This window comes from Lysinibacillus sp. NPDC059133 (genome assembly GCF_042755925.1).
GTDB lineage: Bacteria > Bacillota > Bacilli > Bacillales_A > Planococcaceae > Lysinibacillus.
The window spans coordinates 24,238-48,869 of record NZ_JBHZDH010000001.1 but is presented as its reverse complement, the minus strand read 5'-3'; the positions used below and the strand labels follow the sequence as shown (position 1 = coordinate 48,869).

Here is a 24,632-nt window from a genome sequence, read left to right as displayed (position 1 = left end):
ATTTGTCATTCCTCCAAATTATTTATTTTGTAATGTGATTTGTTTTAATACTTGATCAACAATTTGTTGAACCACCGCTGTATCCAAAGATGGATCTTGTGCCTTACTATTCTCTACTACTGGTTTTGCCAAAAATTCTGGTTTTGGCACTTCTACATCTTTAATGCCATAAGCCATACGTTTAATATTCAATAAATGTCTCGCTGTAATGTTATCGGACGTAATATTGCCACCAAACGTGCCACATCCTAATGTGAAGGATGGTGCTAAGCCTGTAGTTCCACCAACAGCGCCGATGGATGATAATGTATTAACAACAATTCTAGACACCGGTAATTCGACTGAAAACTGCTCAGCTAAAGCTGTATTTTCTGTATGAATCGAGCATGTATGCCCGCGTCCACCAATGTTAAGTAAATCAATCATCACCTGTTTGGCCTCTGTACTGTCCTCGACTGTATATAACGCAAATATCGGTGATAGTTTTTCCAGTGAAAATGGAATGTTCTTACCGATCATCGTTTCCATACCAACAAGTACTTTTGTATCTTCCGGCACGGTAATACCGATAGAATCTGCTAAGCAAGCTGCTGACTTCCCTACAATTTGAGGATTTACCTTCCCAGGGATAGGAGAAATCAGCTTCTCCATCTTCACCTTCTCTTCATCACTCAAAATATACGCATTGTTTTTCTTTAACTCTGTTAAAACTTGCTCAGCAATGACTTTATCTACGATAATTGATTGCTCTGTCGCACAAATTGTGCCGTTATCAAAAGACTTACTCTGTACAAGCTGGCGAACAGATTTGGATATGTTCGCCGATTTTTCAATGTAAGCTGGAACATTTCCTGGCCCTACACCATAAGCAGGTTTGCCTGAGCTATAGGCTGCTTTTACTAGCGCACCGCCACCAGTCGCTAAAATTAAGTGAATATCTGGGTGCTTCATTAATTGCTGTGTAGCTTCCATAGAAGACATTGTTAAACAGTGTAGCAATCCTTCCGGTGCTCCTGCTTTTTCTGCAGCTACTCTACAAATCTCTAAAGCTTCCTTTGTACAATCAACCGCATATGGGTGTGGGCTTAGGACAAGACCATTTCTAGTTTTCAATGAGATAAGTGTTTTAAAGATTGCAGTTGATGTTGGATTTGTCGTTGGTACAATGCCCGCGATTACGCCAAACGGACTAGCAATCTCTGTCACTTTCTTTATTCGATCGAAACCAACGACACCAACAGTCTTCAAATCTTTAATATCTTCATAGACATCTCTAGAGGCTACCTCATTTTTCATTTTTTTATGATTAGGTATGCCCATCCCTGTTTCCTGAACAGCCATATTTGCCAAACGTTCTGCCTCTTTAAATGCGGCATCCGCAACAGCCTTGACGATATGATCTACTTGCTGTTGTGAATACTGCATGTAAGCAGACTGTGCAATATTGGCAAGTCTCACGGCGTCTCTCATTTCTTGAATTGCTAATAAATCTTTATCTAGTGTGGCCACTAAAGCCCCTCCTTTCTAAACAACTGGGTTTCTCGCTAAATTTTCAATAGCTTCTCTAAAAGCATTTGCTGCAGCTTGGCAGGAAGATTGGCTACCACTTACTAAACCGCCACCGAAATTGGTTTCAGATGGTGGACCAAAGAAAACCTTTAGCTCTACATCTGCCGCCTTTAATGCAGCATCTAAACCTACGATAGCTTCAAGTGGAGGTGCTATTAAATAAGCAAGAGCTGTTCCAACCTTAATGTTTGCTAGCTCAGCCAAATACGTACCACAACTTGCTACAGTATGTGCAAAAAGAGCGTGGTTTTCATTTTGAAGGATGGCTTCAAAATACGTATCAAACTGAATTTTCTGCTGAATCGCATCGAAACCACTGCGTATTTCATCAGGCGTGCTACCGGCAATGATGCCAATTACTTCACCAGACAATGGGCCAGATGCATGTGCCGCTCCAGCATAAAAGCTTTTCGCATACACAACATCAACATCTGCTTTTTTCGTAGCCTCGTCCAACGCTACATAGCCAACATCATCTATTGTTAGAGTGACGAGTCCAATGCTCTTGTGATATGGCTTTAAATCTAATTGCTCCGCTAGTTCACTATTCACTCTTGGAATGATTTGCATTGCCAAAATTTCTGCCATAATTTTTTGAGGATTCATTGTTTGGCCCCCTAACCTTCTTTTGCCACAAGACCTACTCCACTAGCCTTGTAATGCAATATTTTTTGCACGACTGTTCCTAAATAAGCACCCGCCTCTAATGGTGGGATACCACCTTTATGAATATTCGAAACGACCATTCGATCAGCTTCTACTGTGCCCATTCTAGGTTGATAGCATATATAGGCACTCATTGACTCAGCAGATACAAGGCCAGGACGTTCACCGATTAGATAAACGATCACTTCTGCTTGTAAAAGTTCGCCAATTTCATCCATAAGAGCAACACGCCCTTTATCAATATAGAAAGTCGTTCCTATTTCAATATTCAAATTACGAAGGCTTTGCTGTAACGCTAAGAAAACATCTTGCACATTTTCTTCAATCGCACTTGCACTTAATCCGTTAGACATAATGATTTGTACCTTTGGATTTTTTTTACACTTCGATTGAATAAGTGTCTTTGCTTCATCTGATAAACGACGACCTAAATCTGGTCTAGTAATGTATTCTTCCTTATCTGTCACTCTTGATGTTACTTGAAAGACATCGAGCTTTTGTAGTAGCCCTTCTGTCACTTCTCCATAAACTGCATCTACTGCCGCTGCATGATCGAGTCGGAACTTTAGCCAAGTTTTTGTTTTTGGTCTTGTCCCAGCTCTCCCAACACCTATTCTTGCAGGTGTATGCTTTTTAGCAGCTTGAACACTTTCAGACACTTCATCCTCTTCAAATTTAAAGGCTGTGATAGGTACTGAAGTGTAAGTCGATTCATCATTACTTGCGCTGTAATATGATTGTTCATGATTACTTGATTCAGTATGATAAAGCTTGATTAATGGTTCATTTGATTGTTCTATTGTGCTCGGACTTACTACCTCATCAGCATAATTAGCATTGGCTACCGTATCGTGGAACTTAATAAGTGTTTCCTTTTGTTCTTCTATTGGTACAGCCGTGTCATGAGAAGATTCGTCTGCCTCATGATTGCCCATCTTTTCCATAACGAGTTGTGTAATCATTGCTACTAGTTGTTCATTCAATGGACTCACCTACCTTTCAAATATAGATAAATCGCCAGCTCTTGCAGATAGACGACCATTTTCATAAATGCCCATTTTTTCTAACCACGCTAGAAATTCAGGTGCTGGTTTTTTACCAAACGTTTGAAGTAATGTAGCGACATCATGGAAGCTCATTGACTGATAGTTCAGCATGACATCGTCGCCCATTGGTGCAGCGATAATAAAGTTGACACCAGCAGCTGTTAGTAAAACACTTAAATCTTCAACATCATTTTGGTCTGCCTTAATATGGTTTGTGTAACAAATATCAACGCCCATTGGGATACCGTGCATTTTGCCCATAAAGTGATCTTCTAGTCCTGCACGTATAACCTGTTTGTTATTGTATAAATACTCAGGTCCAATAAAGCCCACAACCGTGTTCACAATATACGGATTAAAATGTTTAGCAAAGCCGTAATTGCGCGATTCAAGTGTTACTTGGTCAATACCCATATGTGCCTCAGCAGATAGCTCCGAACCTTGTCCAGTTTCAAAATAGAATAAGTTCGGGCCAGTTCCTGTTCCTTGCTTTTTCACAAGCTCTTCTGCTTCTCTTATTAGGTCAGCAGAAATGCCGAACGAGAGATTAGCAATTTCTGTTCCAGCAATACTTTGGAAAATCATATCGGCTGGTGCGCCTTGTTTAATGGCTTTCATTTGTGTTGTAATATGCGCTAACACACAGTTTTGTGTAGGAATCGACCAATCAGTGATAAACTCCTTTGTCGCTTGCAATACTTTTTTCACACTTTCAACGGAATCATCTACTGGGTTAATCCCTATGACCGCATCGCCAATACCATAGGACAAGCCCTCTTTTAATGAGGCAATAATCCCGTCAATATTGTCTGCTGGATGATTCGGCTGTAATCTTGAGGAAAGTGTGCCCTTTTGTCCGATCGTAATATTACAAGTTGACAGTATCTCTACTTTATTGGCGGCATGGACGAGATCTAAGTTGGACATCAGCTTTGTAACGGCCGCAATAATTTCTGAATTCATACCTTTGCTTAATCGTTTTAATTCCCGATCGCCCGTTTCATTGGATAAAATGTATTCTCTTAGTTGCTCGATACTCCAGTTTTTAATTTCTCCATAAATTTGCTCATTGATATCACCTTCAATAATGCGTGACACTTCATCATTTTCAGAAGGCACTAATGGATTTTCTCTTATATCCTTCACTAACAGCTCACTTAAAACGGCTTTCGCCGCAATTCGTTGCTGGACAGATTCAGCCGCAATTCCAGCTAACTGATCTCCTGATTTTTCTTCATTGGCCTTGGCCATTACATCTTTTAATGATTTAAAATTATATTTTTCTCCACCAAATATCACCGATAGATTCACATTCATCCTCCTTACTTTGAGTGGAAAGCAAGTGTTTTCACTACGACTGGGACAACACCAGCTGGTAGTACTTCCCCAATGTCAATATAATCACCTGTTTCGACTTTGATTTGATCAATGCAAATGATGGGAACTGTTTGATTGATTGCTCGTATCGTTTGCCCAATAACTTTTGCATAATCTGATTGAATGACTATGATAATTGGTATTTCCTTGGAGCTTCTCATCGCTAAGTGCTTCAAAATAGCCTCACATAATGCATGGACATCCTGGAAGCTTAAGTATGGTAACTGACTAAAATAGAGTGCAAATGGAGAGCGATTCTCTTGTATAGAAAATAGAACATCAGCTCGGTCAACAGCTGTTTTTACCGCATAATCGAATTCTTTGCTGTTCGTATCCATATGGCAATCGAAAACAGGCACATTTTTTAAAGGCAATACTTCCGCATCTACCTGTATCGTTGCACCACTAATCTCAGTTGTTTGGGTACCTGCACCAGTCACCGTTGCCCGCGCTGTTTCCTCTGGTTTAAGCCATAAAAAGGATTGTAACTGTTCATGCTGTAAAAGATTTGTCGCCAATTTTTCGCCTATATCATCATACTGACGGTTTGTACATTCATTTTCATAAATACAGGCCGCTACGCCACCGGAAAAAACGACTGCTTCAACCGGTTTATCCCAAGTTGGCAAATGTCCTAGCAATAACGGATGCTGTTCATCTGTCAATTGTCCACTTAGCGATGCCGCTACTATATCCACCATTTCTTGGATTAGTTGTGAGACACGTACATCCTCTGCTGCATCACCCACTTTTAATGGATTTGACCATTTCTCCATCAATTTCATAATGGGTGGTGATATCGATTGGACAATGCCATTCTGAAATTCTATGAGTCTCCCTCCGACATGCAATGTACACGTACCAATTACTTCTCCGAACTGCATGACCGCAATATTTGCTGTACCACCACCGATATCGATGTTTGCGATAACTTTGGCCGTATTTTTAGATTGCTGTAAGGTACCTGCGCCTTTTGCTGCAATGATACCTTCCAAATCGGGGCCAGCTGTAGCAACTAAAAAGTGTCCAGCTGAATCTGCAATCGCATGAACAACCTCGCTGGCATTTTCCTTTGTTGCAGTTTCGCCTGTAATGATAATGGCACCTGTTGCAATATCTGCTGGTGAAATTTGGGCCAATTGATATTGCTGAAAAATAAATTGCTCGATTTTTTCCATATCGATAATTTCTTTATTGATAAACGGTGTTTTAATAATAGGACTTTGATGTAGAACTGTTTTTTCAATAATTTCTATGCGTGGCACATGCGTTACACCTGCAACGTTTTTCAACAGAAAACTACTGACAACCATCTTTGTTGTACTTGTACCAATATCAATGCCTGCACTATAAATTTTCTCTGCCTTCAACTTACTCTCCCCCTCTCGCCACTTAAGGGCAATACATGAGATAAGGACTATCACGATCCTTCACAAATTGGCGAATTTCTTCGTCAGAATTGAGCTGAATAAGTGGCGCAATAAACCCAATACCAAGCTTTTGCCACGAAGAGGTTTTCACAATTGGACCATGCGTCATGACATTTTGTAATAAAGCTGTTGCTCTTTCTACATCTGCATGTGGTGCATCAATTTTTGTAATGACACCAATTTGTATTTTCGGAATTCCTAAGCTAAATTGCGGAGGAAAAACACTCCTTGATGACGTGGCATCCTGCAAATAAATCACATGTGTCACTTCAAGCGATGTTGCCATAATGCTTCTGTAATACATCGGATTTTCTAGATATTCTCCTGGTGTATCAACAATCCAATCATCATAAACGAGCGCCTGTGTTTTATTGGCTTGTCCATCTTTCCCCAATAACGCATTCATCAGTGTCGACTTACCTGCTTGCACACCACCTATGATCATTACTCGATTTTTCATACGGCACATCCTATGACTTCGTTATTTTTGATGGTGTATAGCCTAGCTTCTCTGATAGAAAACGATTAATCTCTAACATTGCCATTTCAACCTCGGAGACACTGCCAACAATAACGAGACTGCCAGTAAAGCGATCTAGAAATCCTAGTCTTACATTGGCTGCCTTTGTTGCTAAATCTCCTGCGATAATAACTGTCTCACTCGGTGTACATGTCATGATGCCTAGTGCACCTGCTTCTTGAATACCTAACTTTTGAAACATATCAGGGTCAGGATTTGCAATTAGATGACTTAATGTTAGTTGCTTTCCTGGCACAAACTCCTGAATAAACCGTTTCTTTTCTTCACTCACACGTCATCACCTCTTTCTAGTTCATTGTTCATTTAGTCAAGACTTTTGCTCTGTTAGATATTCACCTTCTTTAATAATGCCTGCCTTGCGATCCTCTTGTTCTAGCCTTAGAGCGGTTGGAACAGATAGCTTATAGGCTAATATAATTGCGATAACACCCGCTAAAAACTTGCCAGCAATAACAGGTAAAATAATGGTCGGTTGGAAGTTAGCCGTAAATGATAAATGATCTCCTAGAAGGAATGCTGAACAAACTCCAAAGGCAATGTTAATGACCTTATCTTTCGGTGGCATATGTCGAACAAGTGTAAACATGGCTAAAATATTAGCAATTGTCGCTAAAATACCTGCGCTCCCTACTGACGATAGGCCTAATTTTTCACCTGCTGCTTCTAGAGGTTTCGATGCATATTTTCTTATTAAGTACACCATTGGGAATGCACCCGCTAGCATAATACCGATGTATCCAGCTGTTTCTAGTGCCCGGAATTGATCGACTTTATCTGCCATGATCGGATCAAAGCCCCATGCACCAAAAACCTTTGTAAAAATACCTGTGAAAATTTCTACAATCGAGAACACTAGCACAAGCTTGATAGCAGCATCCATCACACGTCCAAAAATCATGAAACCTTTGATCATGCCATTTGGAATTAGTTTTAGACCTAACGCAATTAATACGACGAAAATAAATAAAGGCAATAAATTAATTAATATTTGTAAAACAGATATGGCAAAAACATATGTTGGTGCCGCTGTTGTACTAATTACTTCTCGAACATCTGTATTAAACATCACAATCAAAATAGAAGAAATAAATGCGCCAATCGGAATTGTTAAAACACCCGCCATAATACCTAAAGCCATATATTTATGATCCCGCTTATCTAACATGGCAAGACCCATTGGAATAGAGAACACAATTGTTGCACCTGACATAAATCCGACAACTAGAGCCATGACCCATCCTTCATAGGACTCTTTTAACGCATTTGCTAATTGATATCCTCCCATGTCCGACGCTAAAATTGTCGTTGCTGCAATCGCTGGATCAGCACCAATCCATTCAAAAATCGGACTAATAAAATGACTTATAAACCACGTTAAGTAAGGTATAGCTGCCATGATCCCTGCAGCAGGTACAAAAATATGTCCAACCGTATGAATACCATTCATAAACTCTTTACCGATTCCATATTCAGCATCTCGAATTGCTCCAATTGCTCCTAAAACTGCACAAATCATAATAATATAAACGATAACCGTTCCTACCATTGCCATCCTTCTCATTCCCCCCTTTAATTAATTTATAAAAAAAAGACGCATTTAAAGAGGAAATCTCTTTAAAGCGTCTTTGCTTAACTATTTACTTGTAAGGTATTGATAATGCGCCTTGCAATAAGCACCATTTCCTGTTGAGTCTGCATACTCTCACTGCGAATTTTTTTATAAGCGTCATCCTCACTAAGGTTCTCTGACTGCATGAGCAAACCTTTTGCTCGTTCGATTATTTTTCGCTTTTCTAATTCAGTTTGCTTATGCAGCAATTCCCCGTTTAGACGATTGAACTTATCAATCTGGTGAAATGCCACTTCCAACGCTGGAAGGACATTCTTCTCAGAAAACGGTTTCATAACATAGCCTAAAACATTGTCCTGCTTCATGTACATTAACAATTCTTTTTCACTATATGCGGATATAAATAGCACCGGTATACCTAGCTGCTGTTCAATAATTTTGCTTGCCTTTAAACCATCTAGCTCTGGCATTTTAATGTCCATTAAGATTAACTGTGGCTTATATGTATAAGCCAACTCAATTGCTGATTCCCCATTATTCGCTTGCGCTACTACTTCGTAGCCATGATCCTCTAGCATAAACTTCAAATCAATTGCAATAAGCGACTCATCTTCGACAATCATAACTTTCCTAGTCATTTAGGATAAATACCTCCTCACTTACAGGGAACTGGATTTGAGTATGTGTACCTTGTTCACTAGGGATAATTGAAAATGTGCCAACTAAATCATATTCAACAAGCCTTGTAATAATCTCCATTCCAAATGATGACTTCACCTCTTGCATTCCAACGCCGTTGTCAGAAATATGAAGTGAAATAGTGGAAGCATCCTGTTGAAATCGGATATCGATTGTTCCCTCTTCACGACCTATAAAAGCATATTTCATTGCATTTTGCAGTAGCTCACAGATGATCAAAGCGAGCGAAACAGCTTTTTTAGAATGACAAAATAACTGTATATTATCGTGATGGAAGGTTAATTGAATAGATGATGTGTTGGATGTCCCAACCATTTTATGTCCAATCTTTTTAGACAATGCGATAATGTCTACTTTCTCTTCAGCATTATCCTCATTTTCTAAAATAAGTTCATAAACAGATGAAATACTATATATTCGATTTAATGCCTCCTGAAAAGCACTTGCATTTGAAGCTGACAAGTCAGTTCTCATTTGTAAGCGCAAGAGACTTGTAACTGTTTGTAAATTATTTTTCACTCGGTGGTGAATTTCCCTTATAGCAAATGTTTTCATCATTAATTCATTTTCTTTCAGCTTAAGCTCTGTAAGATCATGAATTATGAGGAGTGTCACTTTATCGTTTTGATTACGAATAGGAATTTTCTTCACAATAAAGGATTTACGATCAATTGTAATTTCTAAGAAAAAGACATCATCGCCTTTATCATAGACCTCCTGTAAAAAAGGTAAAATCTTATCCAATGCAACGTTATCAAAATGTTTCAGCCCGGATAGCTCCGATATAAATCGGTAGCCTGCAGGATTGCTATAGATGACTTTATTTTCATGATTTGTGAGAATAACTGATTCCACTAGCAAATCAGAAACTACTGGAATCGGTTGAGCATTTGGCTCTACAATATGCTCAATTAACGCAAAAGGCATCTGTTGAAAATCATCTTTAGGTGTTGTTTGCATATCCACCTTTTTTTCCTGGATTAACACTGCCATAACTTGTTGTTGGTCATTAAAGAGAGGAACAACGTTTTGTTCAACCGTTATACCTTCCTGTGTGATCGCTCTAGTCATTGACGATTTTTCCTTATTTTTAAAAGCAGCAAATACTGCTGGCTCAAAGCTTTCAAAGACAAATTTGCCAATTACAGATTTTTCGTATAAGCCTCTTTCTGTTTTTGGGAATGCCTCTGCCACAACAATTGCATGCGGTAAGTTTTCCATCATACAATCTATGAACATATAACAATCTGTCAACTCAGCATAGTACGATAATGTTGCTTCTATTTCTTTTAACTTTTCTATATCTGTTGCAGATAAGCTCGTATATTTTCGACACAATGATTGAATGTTCGACAGGCTCAAACCCCCTATCACAGAATAACCAAATATTAATTTTGATTATTCTAAAATTTCTTGTCATCATTAATTATAAACCTTTTGCAAAATTATTTTCAATAAAAAAAATAATTTATTTTAATAATTTTCGTTGCATTACATAGAACTATATAGCCTAAAAGAGAAATATTCAACACTTTTTTCAAACCCATCGCTATCTCACGATAAGAACGTTATTTTAATATATAAAAAAAGCGAGACTGCAACAGGTGCAATCTCGCTTTTTTCTACAATATTTCCGGTGTAACAGCTAAAATATTTCCAAATGTTTCACGCTGCTTTGCCTCTTCTTCATTCAGCAAAATATGGATATCTCCGCGGTCGTTTGAAGTACGAATTAAACGCCCCATTCCTTGCTGTAAACGAAGTTGCATAAATGGTAATTCCACTTCTTCATATGGATTTTCTGCAAATGTACGTTTCGCATCAAATAATGGATCATGTGGAGGGAAAGGTAAATCATAAATAATAACCCGAGTTAATGCCTCCTCCGGCAAATCTAGACCTTCCCATAAATGATAGGAGCATAATGTTTTGATCGTGCCTTCTTGGAAATCACGAACAATTCCTGATAGTTCACGGTCCCCCTCGAACGCTACATACATTCGTTCCATAAGAGGTAGTTCCGCTTTGAAATCTAACATTGCTTGTTTTGATTTAAATAAAATTAATGTTTTTTCACCATCACGTAATAGCTGTTGAACCCGTGCCGTTTTCTGCTTTTGAGATAGCTCATGTAAATAAATACGCATAACTTCTTCATAATCGAATGGAGAGGGAACAGAAAACGATTGATAATTACGAATCCCTAAACTATAGGCAATATATGAAAAATCTTTATTGACTGATAAAGTTGCTGAAGAAAATATGATTGGAAGTTTTTTAGAGAATAATTTCTCTTCTAACACTTCTGTGATGAGACGCGGCATAATGACAAGTGTTTCTTCCCCATCCGTTTCCTCTAACCAGTCAACTGCATCTCCCTGTGCTACAAAAATACGTAAAGAAGCCTCGTATTGTTCTAAATACTCCTCTGCCATATTTAATTCATACTCCGGAATCATATACATCTCTGATTCAAAGACAAATTCCTCAAGTAATGTTTCGACATCATGAATAAGTTGTTTCCCGTATTTCAACAGATTTGGCGATTTATTAATACGTTTACGGTCTTCTTCTGAAGCGACTAAATCATCTCGTAGCTGGTCAAAAAATAGCTCATGGTCATCTTGTAATTTTTCCATTGCATATAATGTACGTTCTCGCACACCATCTACCATTAAACGCTCTAACAATTGAACAATTGTTGTCGCCTGTACTTTATACGTCATTGCTTTTTGTGCAGCATACTCTAATAAATGACCTTCGTCTAGCACCATCATTGATACTTCCGGCAATAAAGCTAATTGCCCTTCACGTTCACGTGACTCCTTTGTAGCTAAATGTTCCATCAAAAAATCTTGTGAACAAATAATGAGATCCGCTGATTTACGATAATGTGCTCGATGTAATGTTTGACCACATCGATTTCGTAGGTCACATACTGAACACTGCATAATCGAGTTGTAATTTACTTTTTGCCAATCTTCATCACTGACTGTTGGATAATCGCTGCGCTCACCATAAGGTTGTATTGCAATCATCGAGCCCTGTGCATATACTCCATCAGGAATAGAAAACGAAATATCATCGATCCATTCATCGGTTTCTACTTTTTCGGCTTCCTCAAAACGCTTTAAGCATAAATATTGGTCTCGTGACTTTGCTAGGCGTACATCAATTTCAAGACCTAACGTTTTTTGTAGCTTATAAATATCGCCGCCCTCTTTTACTAGCTGGTCAATTAAGGTTTCATCAGCACATGCGATCAGGGCTGGTTTACCAGTATAGCGTGCATAAGATACAGCTGGTAGTAAATAGGCAATTGTTTTACCAGTCCCTACCCCAGCCTCTGCAAAAAGCACGTTTTTCTCTTTTAGGGCCTGCTCGATTTGATAAGCCATAAAAATTTGCTCATCACGGCATTCAAAGCCCTTTTCAGGTAATTCATCGTAAAGGACGTCCCCCATCCAGTCACCTAATGACTCAAAAAATGAGCGGTCCTTCGTTAATACAAATGGTAAAGATTTACGCAATTGACGTTCCCCCTCTAACTATCTGGTCCTATTATACGCGACGAAACGGAAGATAAGAAAAAATCTTATCTTCCGTTATCATTCGTTAATCTCTTTTAGACTTTTGTCCCCAGAACTGGTAATAATTCGTTTCAATAAAGCCATTGAATAATTTACGTTTCTTTGTCGATTGACGACCGTACAGTTCCTCAAAGTTTTTCATTGAGGATAGCATGTACACAGACCAAGTCGGATAGTTTTTCATGACTTTTCCTAAATCACAAATGACCTGCTCCACGATCTCAATGTCCCCAATACGTTCCCCGTATGGTGGATTACCAATCATAACACCATCTGTTAGCTGTGTTGTAAAATCACGTGCTTGCATTTGCTTGAACGTAATCATATCACCAAAGCCCGCTTCTAGTGCATTTTCTTGTGCAATACTCACCATGCGATGATCGATATCAGACCCGAAAATTTCTAATGGTTGATCATAGTTCGCTATGCTATCTGCTTCATCTCGCACTGCATCCCAAATTTTCGCCTTCATCCATGGCCATTCCTCTGAAATAAATTCACGATTATAACCCGGTGCAATATTTTGTCCAAGCATTGCTGCTTCTAAAGCAATTGTGCCCGAACCACAAAATGGATCAACAAACGGTCGATTCGGATTCCACTTTGAAATTTGTACGAGTGCCGCTGCTAATGTTTCTTTTAATGGTGCTTCGCCCTGCGCTTGACGATAACCACGCTTATGCAAGCCCACACCCGATGTATCAATAGTAAGTGTAGCCACATCTTTTAAGATTGAAACTTCAATTTTATAAGTTGCACCAGATTCATCTAAAAAGCCTAAACGCTTATAATGATGTTTCATACGCTCAACAATTGCTTTTTTAGTAATAGCCTGACAATCTGGTACACTAAATAATTTGGATTTAACAGACTTCCCCGATACTGGGAAAGCTGCATCAACGGGTAAATATTTTTCCCAAGGTAAAGCTTTTACACTTTCAAACAATTGTTCAAAAGATTTAGCCGGAAACTGTCCTACAACAATCTTTACTCGGTCTGCTACACGTAACCATAAGTTTGTTCGTGCAATGGCCGTTTCGTCACCTTCAAAATACACTTTGCCGTTTTCGACTGTTGTTTCATAGCCTAATGCCTGTACCTCTTGTGCTACAATCGACTCTAATCCCATTGCAGCAGTTGCTACTAATTTATAGTTTGCCATACACTAATTCCTTCCTTGATGTTCAATTTCCCAATACTCTAGAAACTCCATAAGTTCGTGAAGCGGTAAAGGTTTACTGTAATAATAGCCTTGGATTATATCACAGTTCATTTTACGTAGTATATCCACTTGTTGTGCTTGTTCTACACCTTCAGCAACAACTTTCATTTTTAAGCGATGCGACATTTGAATAATCGCATCCACTACTGCCTGTTTTTCATCGAGTGAGCCAATATGCTGAATAAAGCTTCGATCGATTTTTAAATAATCAAGGGGGAAACGAACTAAATAACTAAGAGACGAATAGCCTGTCCCAAAATCGTCTATCGAAATTTTAAAGCCCATTTTCTTGAGTCGCACAAGCTTGCTAACCGTTTCATTTGCACTGTTCATCACTGTTCGTTCTGTAACTTCGATTTCAAAATTGTTAGCAGGTGTGTTATAACGCTCTAATATTGCTTGAACAGAGTCTAAAAAGTTTTGTTGCTTAAAGTGAATGCTGGAAATATTGATGGCAACTGGAGTCTTATAGCCAGATTGACGCATCTCTATCACTGCTTCACAAGCTTTTTCTATAATTACTTCGCTTAAAGGAATGATTAATCCGGTTTCCTCTGCATAAGGAATAAATTCTGCTGGCGAGACAAATCCCAATCTTTCACTATTCCAACGTACAAGAGCCTCTAACCCTTGAATCTCTTCATTTTCCACAGATATTTTAGGTTGGAAATGCAGCTCAAATTCTCGGTTTTCAATAGCTCTCCGTAGTTCTGAATCTAATAATAAAACACGCTGAGAGTCAGTCTTCAATTCATCAAAATAAAAAGCATAGTCGTTAAGACCATTCTTTTTCGAATAAGTCATTGCCTTGTCGGCACAATGAATCAATTGCTCTGTTGTTTCACCATCTATTGGATACATACTGATACCAATACTTGTAGAAATAAAAATATCTTGACCATTAATATCCAAAGGCTGTTCAATAATCCCAATAATTTGTTCAGCAAAATTTGCAGCTTCTTTGGCATTTTTTACGTTTGTCAACGTAATAATAAACTCATCACCGCCGTATCTAGCAATGATATCTTTATTTTTTAACAATGTTTTTAAGCGCTTTGCTACTTCTACTAGAATGGTATCTCCAACAGCATGACCTAACGTATCATTAATTTGCTTAAATCGATCTAAATCTAAAAAATAGACTGCATGCTGTACTGAATGAGAAATTGCAGAAGTTGATTCTAATAGATTATCCATTCTTTCAATATAAGCAAATCGATTGGATACTTCCGTTAATGAGTCAGTTAACAAACGCTTTTCTAGTTCATTTTCTACGATCTTTCTTTCAGACAAATCTGAGAAAATGCCACAGTAATTTGTCATCTCTCCCTCATCGTTGGCTACACCAACAATTGTTAACCATTCTGGATATACGTCTCCGGTTTTACGACGATTCCATATTTCCCCCTGCCAAATGCCTTCTTGTCGTATCTTTTGCCACATATCTAAATAAAATTGCAATTCATGTACACCTGACTGTAGAACGGCTGGCGTTTTTCCAATCACTTCATCACGCTTATAGCCAGTTACAAATTCAAATGCAGGATTGACCAATTCTATTCTTTTATACTTATCCGTGATCATGATGCCTTCAGATACATTTTCGAAGATCTTTGTCATTAAGGCAATAGGATACTTGGAAATCGAATTTAGCTTCTCCAGACTATCGTTCACTCCGCTCATGATTCCGCTCCATCCTATCTCTCTTTACTACTTTTTTTAGAAAAGCGCTTTTGCGCCAGTCTACTCTTATGTAGACAATATGTACATCGTTGCGATAATCGTTTAACTTCTTTCAGCAAATGTTTTCTGTAGCGAAAGTAAAGCGTCAGCTACAAATGTCTTTTGTACCAAAGCGAAGCGACAGGTGCAAAAGTCTCCCACCTCTTTAGGGGGAGATAAATGCGGATTTAAGCTACTTTTCAGCGTGTGCCCAAACACCCGCTGAAAGAAGTTAAAGCCTCCGGCGGATGTCACAGAATCGAAAAGGAGTTCTTAGGGGATGTTAGCCTAAAATCATCGCATCCATGCGATAACGGCTAACTGACCTGCATCGTGCAGGCCTAAGCACAAAGCCGATTCTGGACGCAATTATGCCGAGGCATAATTAATCTAGATGTTTTTGTTTCGAATCGTAGCGACAGAAGCATGACCAACAGTGTACAGCCTTATTCTCAAACGTATATCGCGCATGTCTAGACATGATTAACAAGTAACTTTTTCTTACTATAGTCAAAAGAAAAGCTCTCCACCAAATTGGAGAGCGCTTGTCATTTCATAAATAAGCATCAAAAAATTCCATAAGCCATGTTTTGTTCCCGAGTACTCAAACAGCTATCGCCTCGTACGACCGGGTAGTAATCATCTATCTACAGAGCGAACTCTGTCCCTCTATCCGTTCAATTCCTTTTAGAGAGTGCCCCTACCATAATTTGGGTTTCTCACTCGTGGGGTTTACCTCGTTCCACCTTGCATGTTTCCAAGCAAGCTACGTCACTGTGGCACTTTCAGGAAGTTTCAACCATATCCTTAAGACTTAGGTTTTCCTTCCGCCGTCAGCTTTTACAGCTGCCTTACCTTATTTTTTCAGTAAGCACGAACACTACGGTCATCTCAGAACCGTGCGAGCATGGACTTTCCTCTACGACGTCTAGCGCCGCAGCGATTACCAGAATTTCATGATGATAAAAAAGATTATACTAGAGTTTTATGATAAACACAACATAATTGACAAAATTTATTCGTACAACTTACTACCAAAGACGTGTTTCTCTAAATTAGAAAGACGTTTTAAAATATCAAAGTTTGTCGTACCAGATGTCGATGCGACAGGTTGTCTCTTAGGCGTATTATCAATTTCTTCTTTTAACTGTTTATTTTCTTCACGAAGTTGGGCCACCACTTTTTCGAACGCTTCATAGTCTTGTATTATCTCATCAAGAAATGAATCGACTTCTTCTACATTGTAGCCTTTAAAGTTTTTCTTAAATTCCTTTTCAAGGATCATTTTTGACGTTAATTTAATATCCATTCACATCGCCCTTCCTCACACTACGTCGTTTCATTATAGCATACTTCATCACATTATATCGTCTGAAAATATCAATTGTAAGGCAAAACTTGTCGTTTTTTGCGCTTACCCGGGAAATTATTTCTTATTGCCTAACCGGAGTAACCTCTTTTCCCAAGAAATTCCCCATTTTTGCTTTTGTTCTACTCTCCATTGCTCATTCTTCTTAATTAGTTTTATACCCTCTTGCGTATAATAAAGGGCCTGGTCATATTCTTTCATTTGATGCTCATATATCATAGCTAGCTGTTCTAATACATGCAACTTTTTTCGTTGATCAACGAAATGTAGAGAAGCCACAAATGCATCGATCGCTTCACTAAACTTTTTATTTCTTTTATGCTGTATCGCCAAATAATATTGTGCATTTCCTGCTTCAAGTGCATCAAATTGGGTCGTAACCTTTTCTAAAACCTTTACGCTCTGCGAACTCTCTTTTAAATCGGCGTACCATTTACCAATATTTGTAAATGTTTTCGCCGATTCTTCACTCGTCTCTTCAAATAGCAAATTTGTAGAATGAACATAAAGCGTAATAAGTGAAAGTAAATCCCATTCATTATGAAGAAGGACTTTCATCAGTGCATCTGGAGCACCGCTTTTGACGGCATCTAAATAAATAATTGGTGCAAGATATCCAGGTATATCTCCAATGCGGGAAAAGCCAAGCTTCTCTTCTTCCACAGACTTTAATTTCATTCTTTCCATATCATTTTTCCATAAACGCTTTGAACTATGCAACAAATCGATTTGCCGCTGTGTACGTAGCTTAGGTAATTCTTTTTGGTGGAGCGTCCAACGTGTTTCAAGTTGCGGCCAGTCAAAGCTTTTTCCATTGTAAGTAATAACTGTCGCTGTTTTTTGCCAAAGCTTTGATTCAAAAAGTAACGCTGCCTCATGAGCTGGATCCGCTAAAACATATTGAGTTAAAATAAAGCTTTCATCTTCCTCTGATACTGCTAAAAAGCCTAAAAGAAAAATTTGTGTGCCTACTCCTTTTAAGCCAGTCGTTTCCGTATCAAAAAACAATACTTTTTCATTCATTTCTAACGCATATGGATGTTCGAACTTTGCCTCTTGCCATTTTACTAATGCATCAAAAAATGACTGCAATTTATAATCACCATGCTGATAACTAAATGGATAACGCACCTGTCGTTTAAAAACAATACCAAATTCATTTTCTACAACTGTCAGTCCCGCTTTTTCCCACCGTTCAGTATAGCTTGGAGCAACAGGTTTTTGATAAGCAGGTTTAATCTCTTTTTTTAAAGTTGTTGTCGTTTTTTTACCGAGCATTTTTTTCATTTGTAAAATTTTATTTTCGTAAGACATTATCTTCACTCATTTTCTGCATATTAAATTGCTAAAACTTTTAGTATTATTTCTTCACATACTGTAATCATAACGCTCTTTTAGCTTCTGCACAAAGAGAAGGTAAAAGTAGTAAAGCTAGTCGAGTGTTCTTGTCACTTCCCTTTCGCTTCAGAACAGCTTTTAGCGGGTAAATGTAAAGGGCTATACTTATGAAGCCTCCGTGGACGATGATTGGTTATACGGTACAGTTAGGATGTATTATAATACAATGAATAATTATAAATTGGAATATAGTGGAATTGTCTCTAATGCTGCTCACGAAATTGGACACTTCTTGATCATTTATGCCTCGGCATAAATTGCGTCCAGAATCAGCTAGAAAGAATTAATTAGGAAGTGGATAAATTTTTTGGGGGTAGTATGCTGAACACTACTTCGAAACGCGTTATCACACTAATAGTTGTTACACTCATAATCTTTTTATCTTTATTATTAATAATGAAGATAATAAAACCGATTCCAGAGGTTCAGGTAGACGCAAATGAAATAACATTTAAAACTTCTGAAGAACTGGATGCTGCGGCAGATTTCATTATTATCGCATCTCCAACTAAAGAGTATTATTGAACCCGTTGGAATTGTAGGGCGAAGTACAGGGAAGAGAAAGTTAGTCACCAACCATTATAAAGAGCTCAAGGAAAAAAGTTCTTACATTTTGTTTTTAAAACAAAACTCAATAGGACAGTATGCATTAATTAATAATAATTTAGGTAAATTTAACTTAGTTAATAATGATGCTTTAGATATTGGAGAAAAAAATCATCAGAGGCTAAGAAGTTTAAAAATGATGTTCCCCAAAAATATTCTAACGACTAAATAAATTAACAGTACACTTCCGTAAAAAGCACTAAATCTCAAAAATTTATGAATAAATACCCCTATAGAATCAATTTCATAAATCATATGTTCCAAGAGCTTAGACTGCTCCTTTGAAGAAAACTTACGTTTTTAAAATCTATGCTGCTTGAGTTTGTACTTGTAATAAAGCATTTAGACGATCCACTGCCAACTTGCAGGCATTATAAATAAACGTCACCAGGTTGAAATGAAGTTTGGCTTTTCTTCCTGTTCTATGACGGATGTTGTTTAACTGAAAATATTGTTTTAAATAAGCATTCACACGTTCTACAGCGGTACGTTCCTTATAAAGTTGTTTCCAAAGTTCAGAGCCACGTGCTGGATACGTGAATTTCCGTAAATCCTTGTCACATTTGATTTTGATACTCTTCTGACAGAGGGAATCATTACGTAACGGACAGGTTGCACATTCCTTTGGTCTTGTGAATTTTAGTGTGCGGTACTTTTCATCGAAGCTGTCGTAACGGTAGCTATGTTCACGTACACATGTCGGTCTGAAATTCTCATCAAATTCAAGATATTCGCCTTCATTACGGACATTATAGGGAATGACTGCACGCATTTGATACTTATGTAGCTGACGGTAAATTGGTTCATAATCATACCCTGCATCGAATATAGCGGTCGTGAAATGTTCAGGAAATTGGTTCTCTACTTTCTTTAAAAGAGGAATCGCGGCTTTACTATCTGACAAATTGGCAGATGTCATGAGGCGTCCAACGATATATTGCCCTTTTGTTGTCACGGCGAGATGACCTTTAAAGCCAAACCAAAACGTATTTTTGCCGTCACTGTTCTTTTTGGTGCCCCAATTCGGTTCGATGGGCGCATCTTGCCACAGTGTCTCCAGTGGTGTATCGATTTGATGCCTAATTTCTTTTTCATAAGTCGACTGATTGGCTTCGATTTCTGCTTGTTTCGTAAGCCAATCCTCGCGTTCTTCTTTCGATTTTCGTCCGCGTTTTTTGGGCGGTGCAGGCTCTTTTTTCTCAGAAGGCTTCGCTGCATCGCGTGATTCGAAATGTGTGGCATCGATCGCAAGGTGCTCATCACAAAGAAACCCTTCTATAAAGGCTGTTTGAATCAATGTATCTTGCATGTAATCAAGGACATCTGATTGACTAATGACGTCGATCATACGGGAATAAGACGCTTCAGAAGGCACAACATCCGAAACAAGAAACCCACATCTAAACGGAATAAAGGATCATTGACCAAACGTTTGATTAAATCCTTGATCGTTGGAATACGCTCGACAATGCGAATAATCAGTGATTGAATCATCGCACCATAGTTTAGTTCACGTGGGGCACCACGCAATGTCCTTTTTAAAAACAACTGAAAAATAGGTTGCACGTCGAAAGTGGCAAAAATCGCATCAAAACGACGGGAACTTTCCATTTCCAATAATTCTTGGATGTCAAATAGGCTCATTTGTTTTACAATAGTCATAGGGCATTCACCTCATTCAGTATGGTTTAGTTTGGTCGCTACCATTATACCGAATTTGGGGAGGTGCCCGTTTTTTATTGTTTCAGAACCCCTGATGCTAAAGGGATTAGAATTATGAAATTAACTCCTATAATATAAAAAAAGCCCAGACTTAAAAATAAATTGAGTACCTAGGCTTTGAAGATTAATAGATAACTATTATTGTTGTCTATTTTCTTTGAACAAATATGAGAACGACACTTTGAATAAATCAATGCTTATAAGATCCATTCCACGCGAAAACTAATTTTTGCAATAAAATCATGTTAATATAATCCATTTTGTAGTATAATAATTCCATATTTTATTAATAGGAGGATATTCATGAAGAAATTAGTTTTATTTATTACAATGTTGTCTTTGTTTATGGCGACATCATTAACGGCTGATGCACACCCAGGTCGTCTTGATAGTAATGGTGGTCATAACTGTTCTGAAAAGTCTAAAGCAAAAGGTCTTTGCTCAGGGTATCATTATCATAATAAAGCCAACGAGGTAGCACCTTCTACCAATACAAATTCCAAAAAACCAACATCTCAAAGTACACCACAACCAGTACTAACAACTGTAGATGTATATATCAATAATGTTAAGCAATATTACAACCCAAGTGCTTATATTAAAAACGGAACAACTTTAGTTCCTATGAAAGCTATTTTTGTATCACTTGGTGCAACTGTTACTTATGACAATGCAACAAAAAAAGTGACTGCCTACAAAGGTAATAAAAAAATTGTCATTGGCGTTGGAAATAAAAAAGCTTACGTTAATTCAAACGGCGTTACAACTACAATTAATTTAAATCATGCAGCTGAAATTTATAAAGGAACAACTATGGTGCCTTTACGTTTTGTAAGCGAAGCACTAGGTGCAGATATTACTTTTGATGACGCTGTATTTATTACAACAAAATAATTAGTATGAATTGCATGGGGCAGCATCATTTTTTATTTGGTGCTGCTTTTTTATAAACCTTTCCTGTGAGCGATATTCAACAGTTGCGTTAAAGCATCTTTCCAATTTCGTAAACTAGAAGAGGGCATGATGGAATAGTGCTAGACTTTTTCCTCTCATGCCCTCTTTTTATCTCTAATTTAAAATTTGAAGTAACTCTATTACTTTTTTCTTCGCTTGTTCTAAGCTATCCTGAGCCCCTATACATGATGGACAACCTGATTCACAAGCACAGCCTGCTACATGCTCCAATGTCTTAGTTAATAAATCTTCCCATAAATCATATACCTTTTCACTTAAGCCGATGCCACCAGGGTATTTATCATAAACAAAAAATGTCGGTTGCTCATTATGAGTTGCCTTTACCTGAGGGACAACTGCTACATCGCTACTGTCACATTGAATGAATATTGGAATGAATGCGTTCATCGCATAAGCAGCACCAGTCATGGCGTCCGTAAGCTCGGCCTCCGACCATTTTTCTAGCGCAGAGAATGATAACCAAGACGAACTTGTATGCATTTCATCTGGTGGTAAATGAATAGGTCCCGAACCGATATTATCATGTGTACCGAAGCGTATTTTTTTAAATATCGTTGCCTGTGCGACCAAGCCAACATCACCGAAGCCAATAATACCACCTTTATAATCGCGGCTCCGATCTTCCTCTAGCACCTTCATCTCGACCGCTAAATTAGCGTCAGTATAGTAATCGACATCTACTTCTCGTACAAAGGCTTTCTTTTCGTCCCAATCAAGCTTTTCGACTTGAAATTGAATGCCCTGATGCAAATAAATAGCCTCTTCATGTAACAATGTCATCGCACTATGGCGATCCATTTCACCAATAACCTTTGTTTGTGCAGGGATAGTCATATCAATTATCACAACGTTTTCTTGCGAAGCAGAACGAAGACTAATATCATGAGCCGGAAAACGGTCACTCATCCAATGCCACTTCTCACTCGTTTTAAACACAACGCCTTCCTCCGCTAAATAGTCAAGTAGCTCCTGAATCTCATATTCACCATACGTATCATGCGTGGAAAATGGTAGCTCAAACGCTGCACATTTCAAATGATCCATTAAAATTAACATATTTTCAGGATAAATACGTGCTTCCTCAGGTGCACTGCCTAGTAAAAAGAGTGGATGGTTCACTACATATTGATCAAGTGCTGCTGATTGCGCTACATAAATAATTAGCGCCTCGTCCTGACGACGACCAGCACGACCTGCTTGCTGCCAAGCACTCGCGATATTTCCCGGATACCCTGTCATGATACATGCTTGTAATTGGCCAATATCGACGCCTAATTCCAGTGCATTTGTACTAACTACTGTTTGAATAGTACCATCACGAAGCCCTCGTTCAATAACACGTCGCTCAGAGGGTAAATAACCACCACGATAACCTCGCACCGACTCATCTAAAAGCTTATTGCGTGTTAGTTCCTTTAAATACGTCACAATCATTTCTACTCGCACACGACTTTTAGCAAAAATAATGGTTTGAATACCTGCTGTATATAATCTTTTAGCGAGGTCACTCACCTCCAAAACAGCACTACGACGCACGCCAAATGTTTTATGAACAATGGGTGGGTTATAAAAAAGAAATGTCTTTTTCCCAACAGGCGCCCCTGAATCACTAATTAAGGCATGACTTTCATTTGTTAAAGTTTCTGCTAGCTCTTTCGGATTTTTAATGGTTGCTGATGTACAAATGAAAATCGGCTTACTCCCATAAAACTCACAAATACGCTTCAACCTTCGAATAACATGCGCAACATGTGAGCCAAACACACCTTTATATGTATGCAACTCATCAATGACGATATACTGCAAATTTTCAAATAGTGAAACCCATTTCGTATGATGTGGCAAAATCCCCGAATGAAGCATATCCGGATTTGTCATCACAATATGCCCTGCCTTACGTACCTTTTGGCGAATGCCTGGCGCAGTATCCCCATCATACGTATAGCTTAAAATTTCTTCACCGCTTTGTTCGATTAATTCATTTAAATCATTTTTTTGATCTTGCGCTAAAGCTTTCGTTGGAAATAAATAAATAGCGCGTGAGTTTTTATCCTCTAGTATTTTTTGAAGTACCGGTAAATGGTAGCAATATGATTTTCCAGACGCTGTTGGTGTAACGGCAGTAAAGGAAACCCCCTCCATAGCGTAATCAAATGCCTGACGTTGATGGGTATACAGTTGTTCTATCCCTCTTGTTTGGAGAGCCTTTACAAGTGAAGGATGTAAATTTCCTGGGAATGGAGCATATTTAGCTTCACGCCCTTCAAGCGTTTGCCAGTGTAAAATACGTTCCTTCAGTTCTTCATCATATCTCCACTCGTTTAACAGTTCACTGATGGTCCTTTTTTTCGATAACATCTGTTTGTGTCTCCTTCACTACCCGTTCGAAAATTTCCAACGTATACGAGGTTGAATGAATCGCATCTAAAAAACGCTTTTTACTTGTTTCTTTATAAAAGGATTGCACAACAAATTGCTCCATCGATTCGACCGCTGAAGCAATTTGTTGTGTATGCATATATTTTGGTCGATTTTTTTGAATCCACACATTCGCCTCTTGTTGCCATTCCTTTAAAAGTTGGTGAATGATATCTGCGTATGGCTTAACCTCCTCAAAAAAGTCGGGAGTACGATTCTCCTCACGCATTTGCCAGAAGCGTGCAACACATTTTTCACATTCATCTATTAATTTGGAAGTTTGCTGTATTAACAACAATTTCGCACCTCATTTCATTAATGAAGGCTCATCACCATAACGTGGGATTGGCTACGTTGGCATTCATTCCACTCTCCCTCGCTCCAAGGTTCATCCATAACCTGATCCCCAATGAACTTCCCAACTTTGGTGATGGGCCTTTAAATATTTTTGTATTTAGGTTGGATCCATCCTTTAAATGAAGAATCATCTACATTAACGTAAACGCATAGTATCATTTTAAGCTAATTTTCCGAACCTGCTATTTTAAAATCGAAAATTATTTATGCTATATGAGTAATTTTACTCCAATGATGTAAAACAGCCTTTATTTATGGCTCATCACCATAACGTGGGATTTAATTTCCGTTCCGACTATATGAAAACGTAACGACAGCGCATGATATTGGTCATAAAGACATTATCACAGGACAT

At 38.3% G+C, this 24,632-nt stretch carries 19 protein-coding genes, 1 other RNA gene and 1 pseudogene; 2 read left to right on the top strand and 19 right to left on the bottom strand.

Translation table 11 applies throughout. From position 1 onward, the window contains the following. Nucleotides 1-18: 18 nt before the first annotated feature. From ACFXN8_RS00210 to ACFXN8_RS00135, 16 genes are all read right to left on the bottom strand, one after another. On the bottom strand, nt 19-1,509 hold the full coding sequence (locus tag ACFXN8_RS00210; RefSeq protein ID WP_386841819.1) for an aldehyde dehydrogenase family protein: 1,491 nt from the start codon (nt 1,507-1,509) through the stop codon (nt 19-21). Between the two features lie 15 nt (nt 1,510-1,524). Further along, entirely contained in the window at nt 1,525-2,175 is a 651-nt protein-coding gene (gene eutL / locus ACFXN8_RS00205) for an ethanolamine utilization microcompartment protein EutL (protein ID WP_386841818.1), read from the bottom strand. 11 nt (nt 2,176-2,186) lie between these two features. After that, nucleotides 2,187-3,218, bottom strand: coding sequence for an ethanolamine ammonia-lyase subunit EutC (gene eutC / locus ACFXN8_RS00200; RefSeq protein WP_386841817.1), 1,032 nt, complete (start codon nt 3,216-3,218; stop codon nt 2,187-2,189). Nucleotides 3,219-3,227: 9 nt separating this feature from the next. Continuing rightward, the gene (locus ACFXN8_RS00195) at nt 3,228-4,598 is read right to left on the bottom strand and encodes an ethanolamine ammonia-lyase subunit EutB (RefSeq protein ID WP_386841816.1); all 1,371 of its coding nucleotides are present in this window, start codon (nt 4,596-4,598) and stop codon (nt 3,228-3,230) included. 5 nt (nt 4,599-4,603) lie between these two features. Beyond that, nucleotides 4,604-6,028 carry an ethanolamine ammonia-lyase reactivating factor EutA gene (locus ACFXN8_RS00190; RefSeq protein ID WP_386841815.1) on the bottom strand — a complete coding sequence of 475 codons (1,425 nt, stop codon included), beginning with the start codon at nt 6,026-6,028 and terminating at the stop codon, nt 4,604-4,606. A 22-nt stretch (nt 6,029-6,050) separates the two neighbouring features. Beyond that, complete coding sequence (locus tag ACFXN8_RS00185; RefSeq protein WP_386841814.1) at nt 6,051-6,548, bottom strand: EutP/PduV family microcompartment system protein; 498 nt, start codon at nt 6,546-6,548, stop codon at nt 6,051-6,053. A gap of 10 nt (nt 6,549-6,558) precedes the next feature. Continuing rightward, nucleotides 6,559-6,900, bottom strand: coding sequence for an ethanolamine utilization microcompartment protein EutS (eutS, locus tag ACFXN8_RS00180; protein ID WP_386841813.1), 342 nt, complete (start codon nt 6,898-6,900; stop codon nt 6,559-6,561). 36 nt (nt 6,901-6,936) lie between these two features. Further along, a complete protein-coding gene (eutH, locus tag ACFXN8_RS00175) occupies nt 6,937-8,181 on the bottom strand; it encodes an ethanolamine utilization protein EutH (protein ID WP_386841812.1) in 1,245 nt (414 codons plus the stop codon). A 77-nt stretch (nt 8,182-8,258) separates the two neighbouring features. Beyond that, nucleotides 8,259-8,837 carry an ANTAR domain-containing response regulator gene (locus tag ACFXN8_RS00170; RefSeq protein WP_376073341.1) on the bottom strand — a complete coding sequence of 193 codons (579 nt, stop codon included), beginning with the start codon at nt 8,835-8,837 and terminating at the stop codon, nt 8,259-8,261. After that, the gene (locus tag ACFXN8_RS00165) at nt 8,830-10,260 is read right to left on the bottom strand and encodes a histidine kinase N-terminal domain-containing protein (protein ID WP_386841811.1); all 1,431 of its coding nucleotides are present in this window, start codon (nt 10,258-10,260) and stop codon (nt 8,830-8,832) included. Before ACFXN8_RS00165 ends, ACFXN8_RS00170 begins: the two co-directional genes overlap by 8 nt. Nucleotides 10,261-10,520: 260 nt before the next feature. Then, nucleotides 10,521-12,428 (bottom strand): ATP-dependent DNA helicase, encoded by a 1,908-nt coding sequence (locus tag ACFXN8_RS00160; RefSeq protein WP_386841810.1) that lies wholly within the window; start codon nt 12,426-12,428, stop codon nt 10,521-10,523. A gap of 85 nt (nt 12,429-12,513) precedes the next feature. After that, nucleotides 12,514-13,650 (bottom strand): THUMP domain-containing class I SAM-dependent RNA methyltransferase, encoded by a 1,137-nt coding sequence (locus ACFXN8_RS00155; RefSeq protein WP_386841809.1) that lies wholly within the window; start codon nt 13,648-13,650, stop codon nt 12,514-12,516. A gap of 3 nt (nt 13,651-13,653) precedes the next feature. Then, the gene (locus tag ACFXN8_RS00150) at nt 13,654-15,393 is read right to left on the bottom strand and encodes an EAL domain-containing protein (RefSeq protein WP_376073347.1); all 1,740 of its coding nucleotides are present in this window, start codon (nt 15,391-15,393) and stop codon (nt 13,654-13,656) included. A 613-nt stretch (nt 15,394-16,006) separates the two neighbouring features. Next, nucleotides 16,007-16,387: RNase P RNA component class B (rnpB, locus tag ACFXN8_RS00145), an RNA gene on the bottom strand. A gap of 60 nt (nt 16,388-16,447) precedes the next feature. Next, nucleotides 16,448-16,741 carry a cell division regulator GpsB gene (gene gpsB / locus ACFXN8_RS00140; RefSeq protein ID WP_376073349.1) on the bottom strand — a complete coding sequence of 98 codons (294 nt, stop codon included), beginning with the start codon at nt 16,739-16,741 and terminating at the stop codon, nt 16,448-16,450. Nucleotides 16,742-16,858: 117 nt separating this feature from the next. Then, nucleotides 16,859-18,115 carry a ribonuclease H-like domain-containing protein gene (locus tag ACFXN8_RS00135; protein ID WP_376073351.1) on the bottom strand — a complete coding sequence of 419 codons (1,257 nt, stop codon included), beginning with the start codon at nt 18,113-18,115 and terminating at the stop codon, nt 16,859-16,861. 402 nt (nt 18,116-18,517) lie between these two features. On the opposite strand from ACFXN8_RS00135, the gene ACFXN8_RS00130 reads away from it, so the two are divergent. Continuing rightward, nucleotides 18,518-18,724, top strand: coding sequence for a hypothetical protein (locus tag ACFXN8_RS00130; RefSeq protein WP_386841808.1), 207 nt, complete (start codon nt 18,518-18,520; stop codon nt 18,722-18,724). A gap of 388 nt (nt 18,725-19,112) precedes the next feature. Here ACFXN8_RS00130 and ACFXN8_RS00125 read toward each other — a convergent pair. After that, nucleotides 19,113-20,467: pseudogene (locus tag ACFXN8_RS00125) on the bottom strand (transposase). Between the two features lie 363 nt (nt 20,468-20,830). Here ACFXN8_RS00125 and ACFXN8_RS00120 point away from each other — a divergent pair. Beyond that, nucleotides 20,831-21,421, top strand: coding sequence for a copper amine oxidase N-terminal domain-containing protein (locus ACFXN8_RS00120; protein ID WP_386841807.1), 591 nt, complete (start codon nt 20,831-20,833; stop codon nt 21,419-21,421). A gap of 174 nt (nt 21,422-21,595) precedes the next feature. Here the strand turns inward: ACFXN8_RS00120 and ACFXN8_RS00115 are convergent, their stop codons facing one another. After that, the gene (locus ACFXN8_RS00115) at nt 21,596-23,860 is read right to left on the bottom strand and encodes a DEAD/DEAH box helicase (RefSeq protein ID WP_386841806.1); all 2,265 of its coding nucleotides are present in this window, start codon (nt 23,858-23,860) and stop codon (nt 21,596-21,598) included. Next, nucleotides 23,832-24,218 (bottom strand): YppE family protein, encoded by a 387-nt coding sequence (locus tag ACFXN8_RS00110; protein WP_386841805.1) that lies wholly within the window; start codon nt 24,216-24,218, stop codon nt 23,832-23,834. Before ACFXN8_RS00110 ends, ACFXN8_RS00115 begins: the two co-directional genes overlap by 29 nt. Nucleotides 24,219-24,632: the final 414 nt, after the last annotated feature.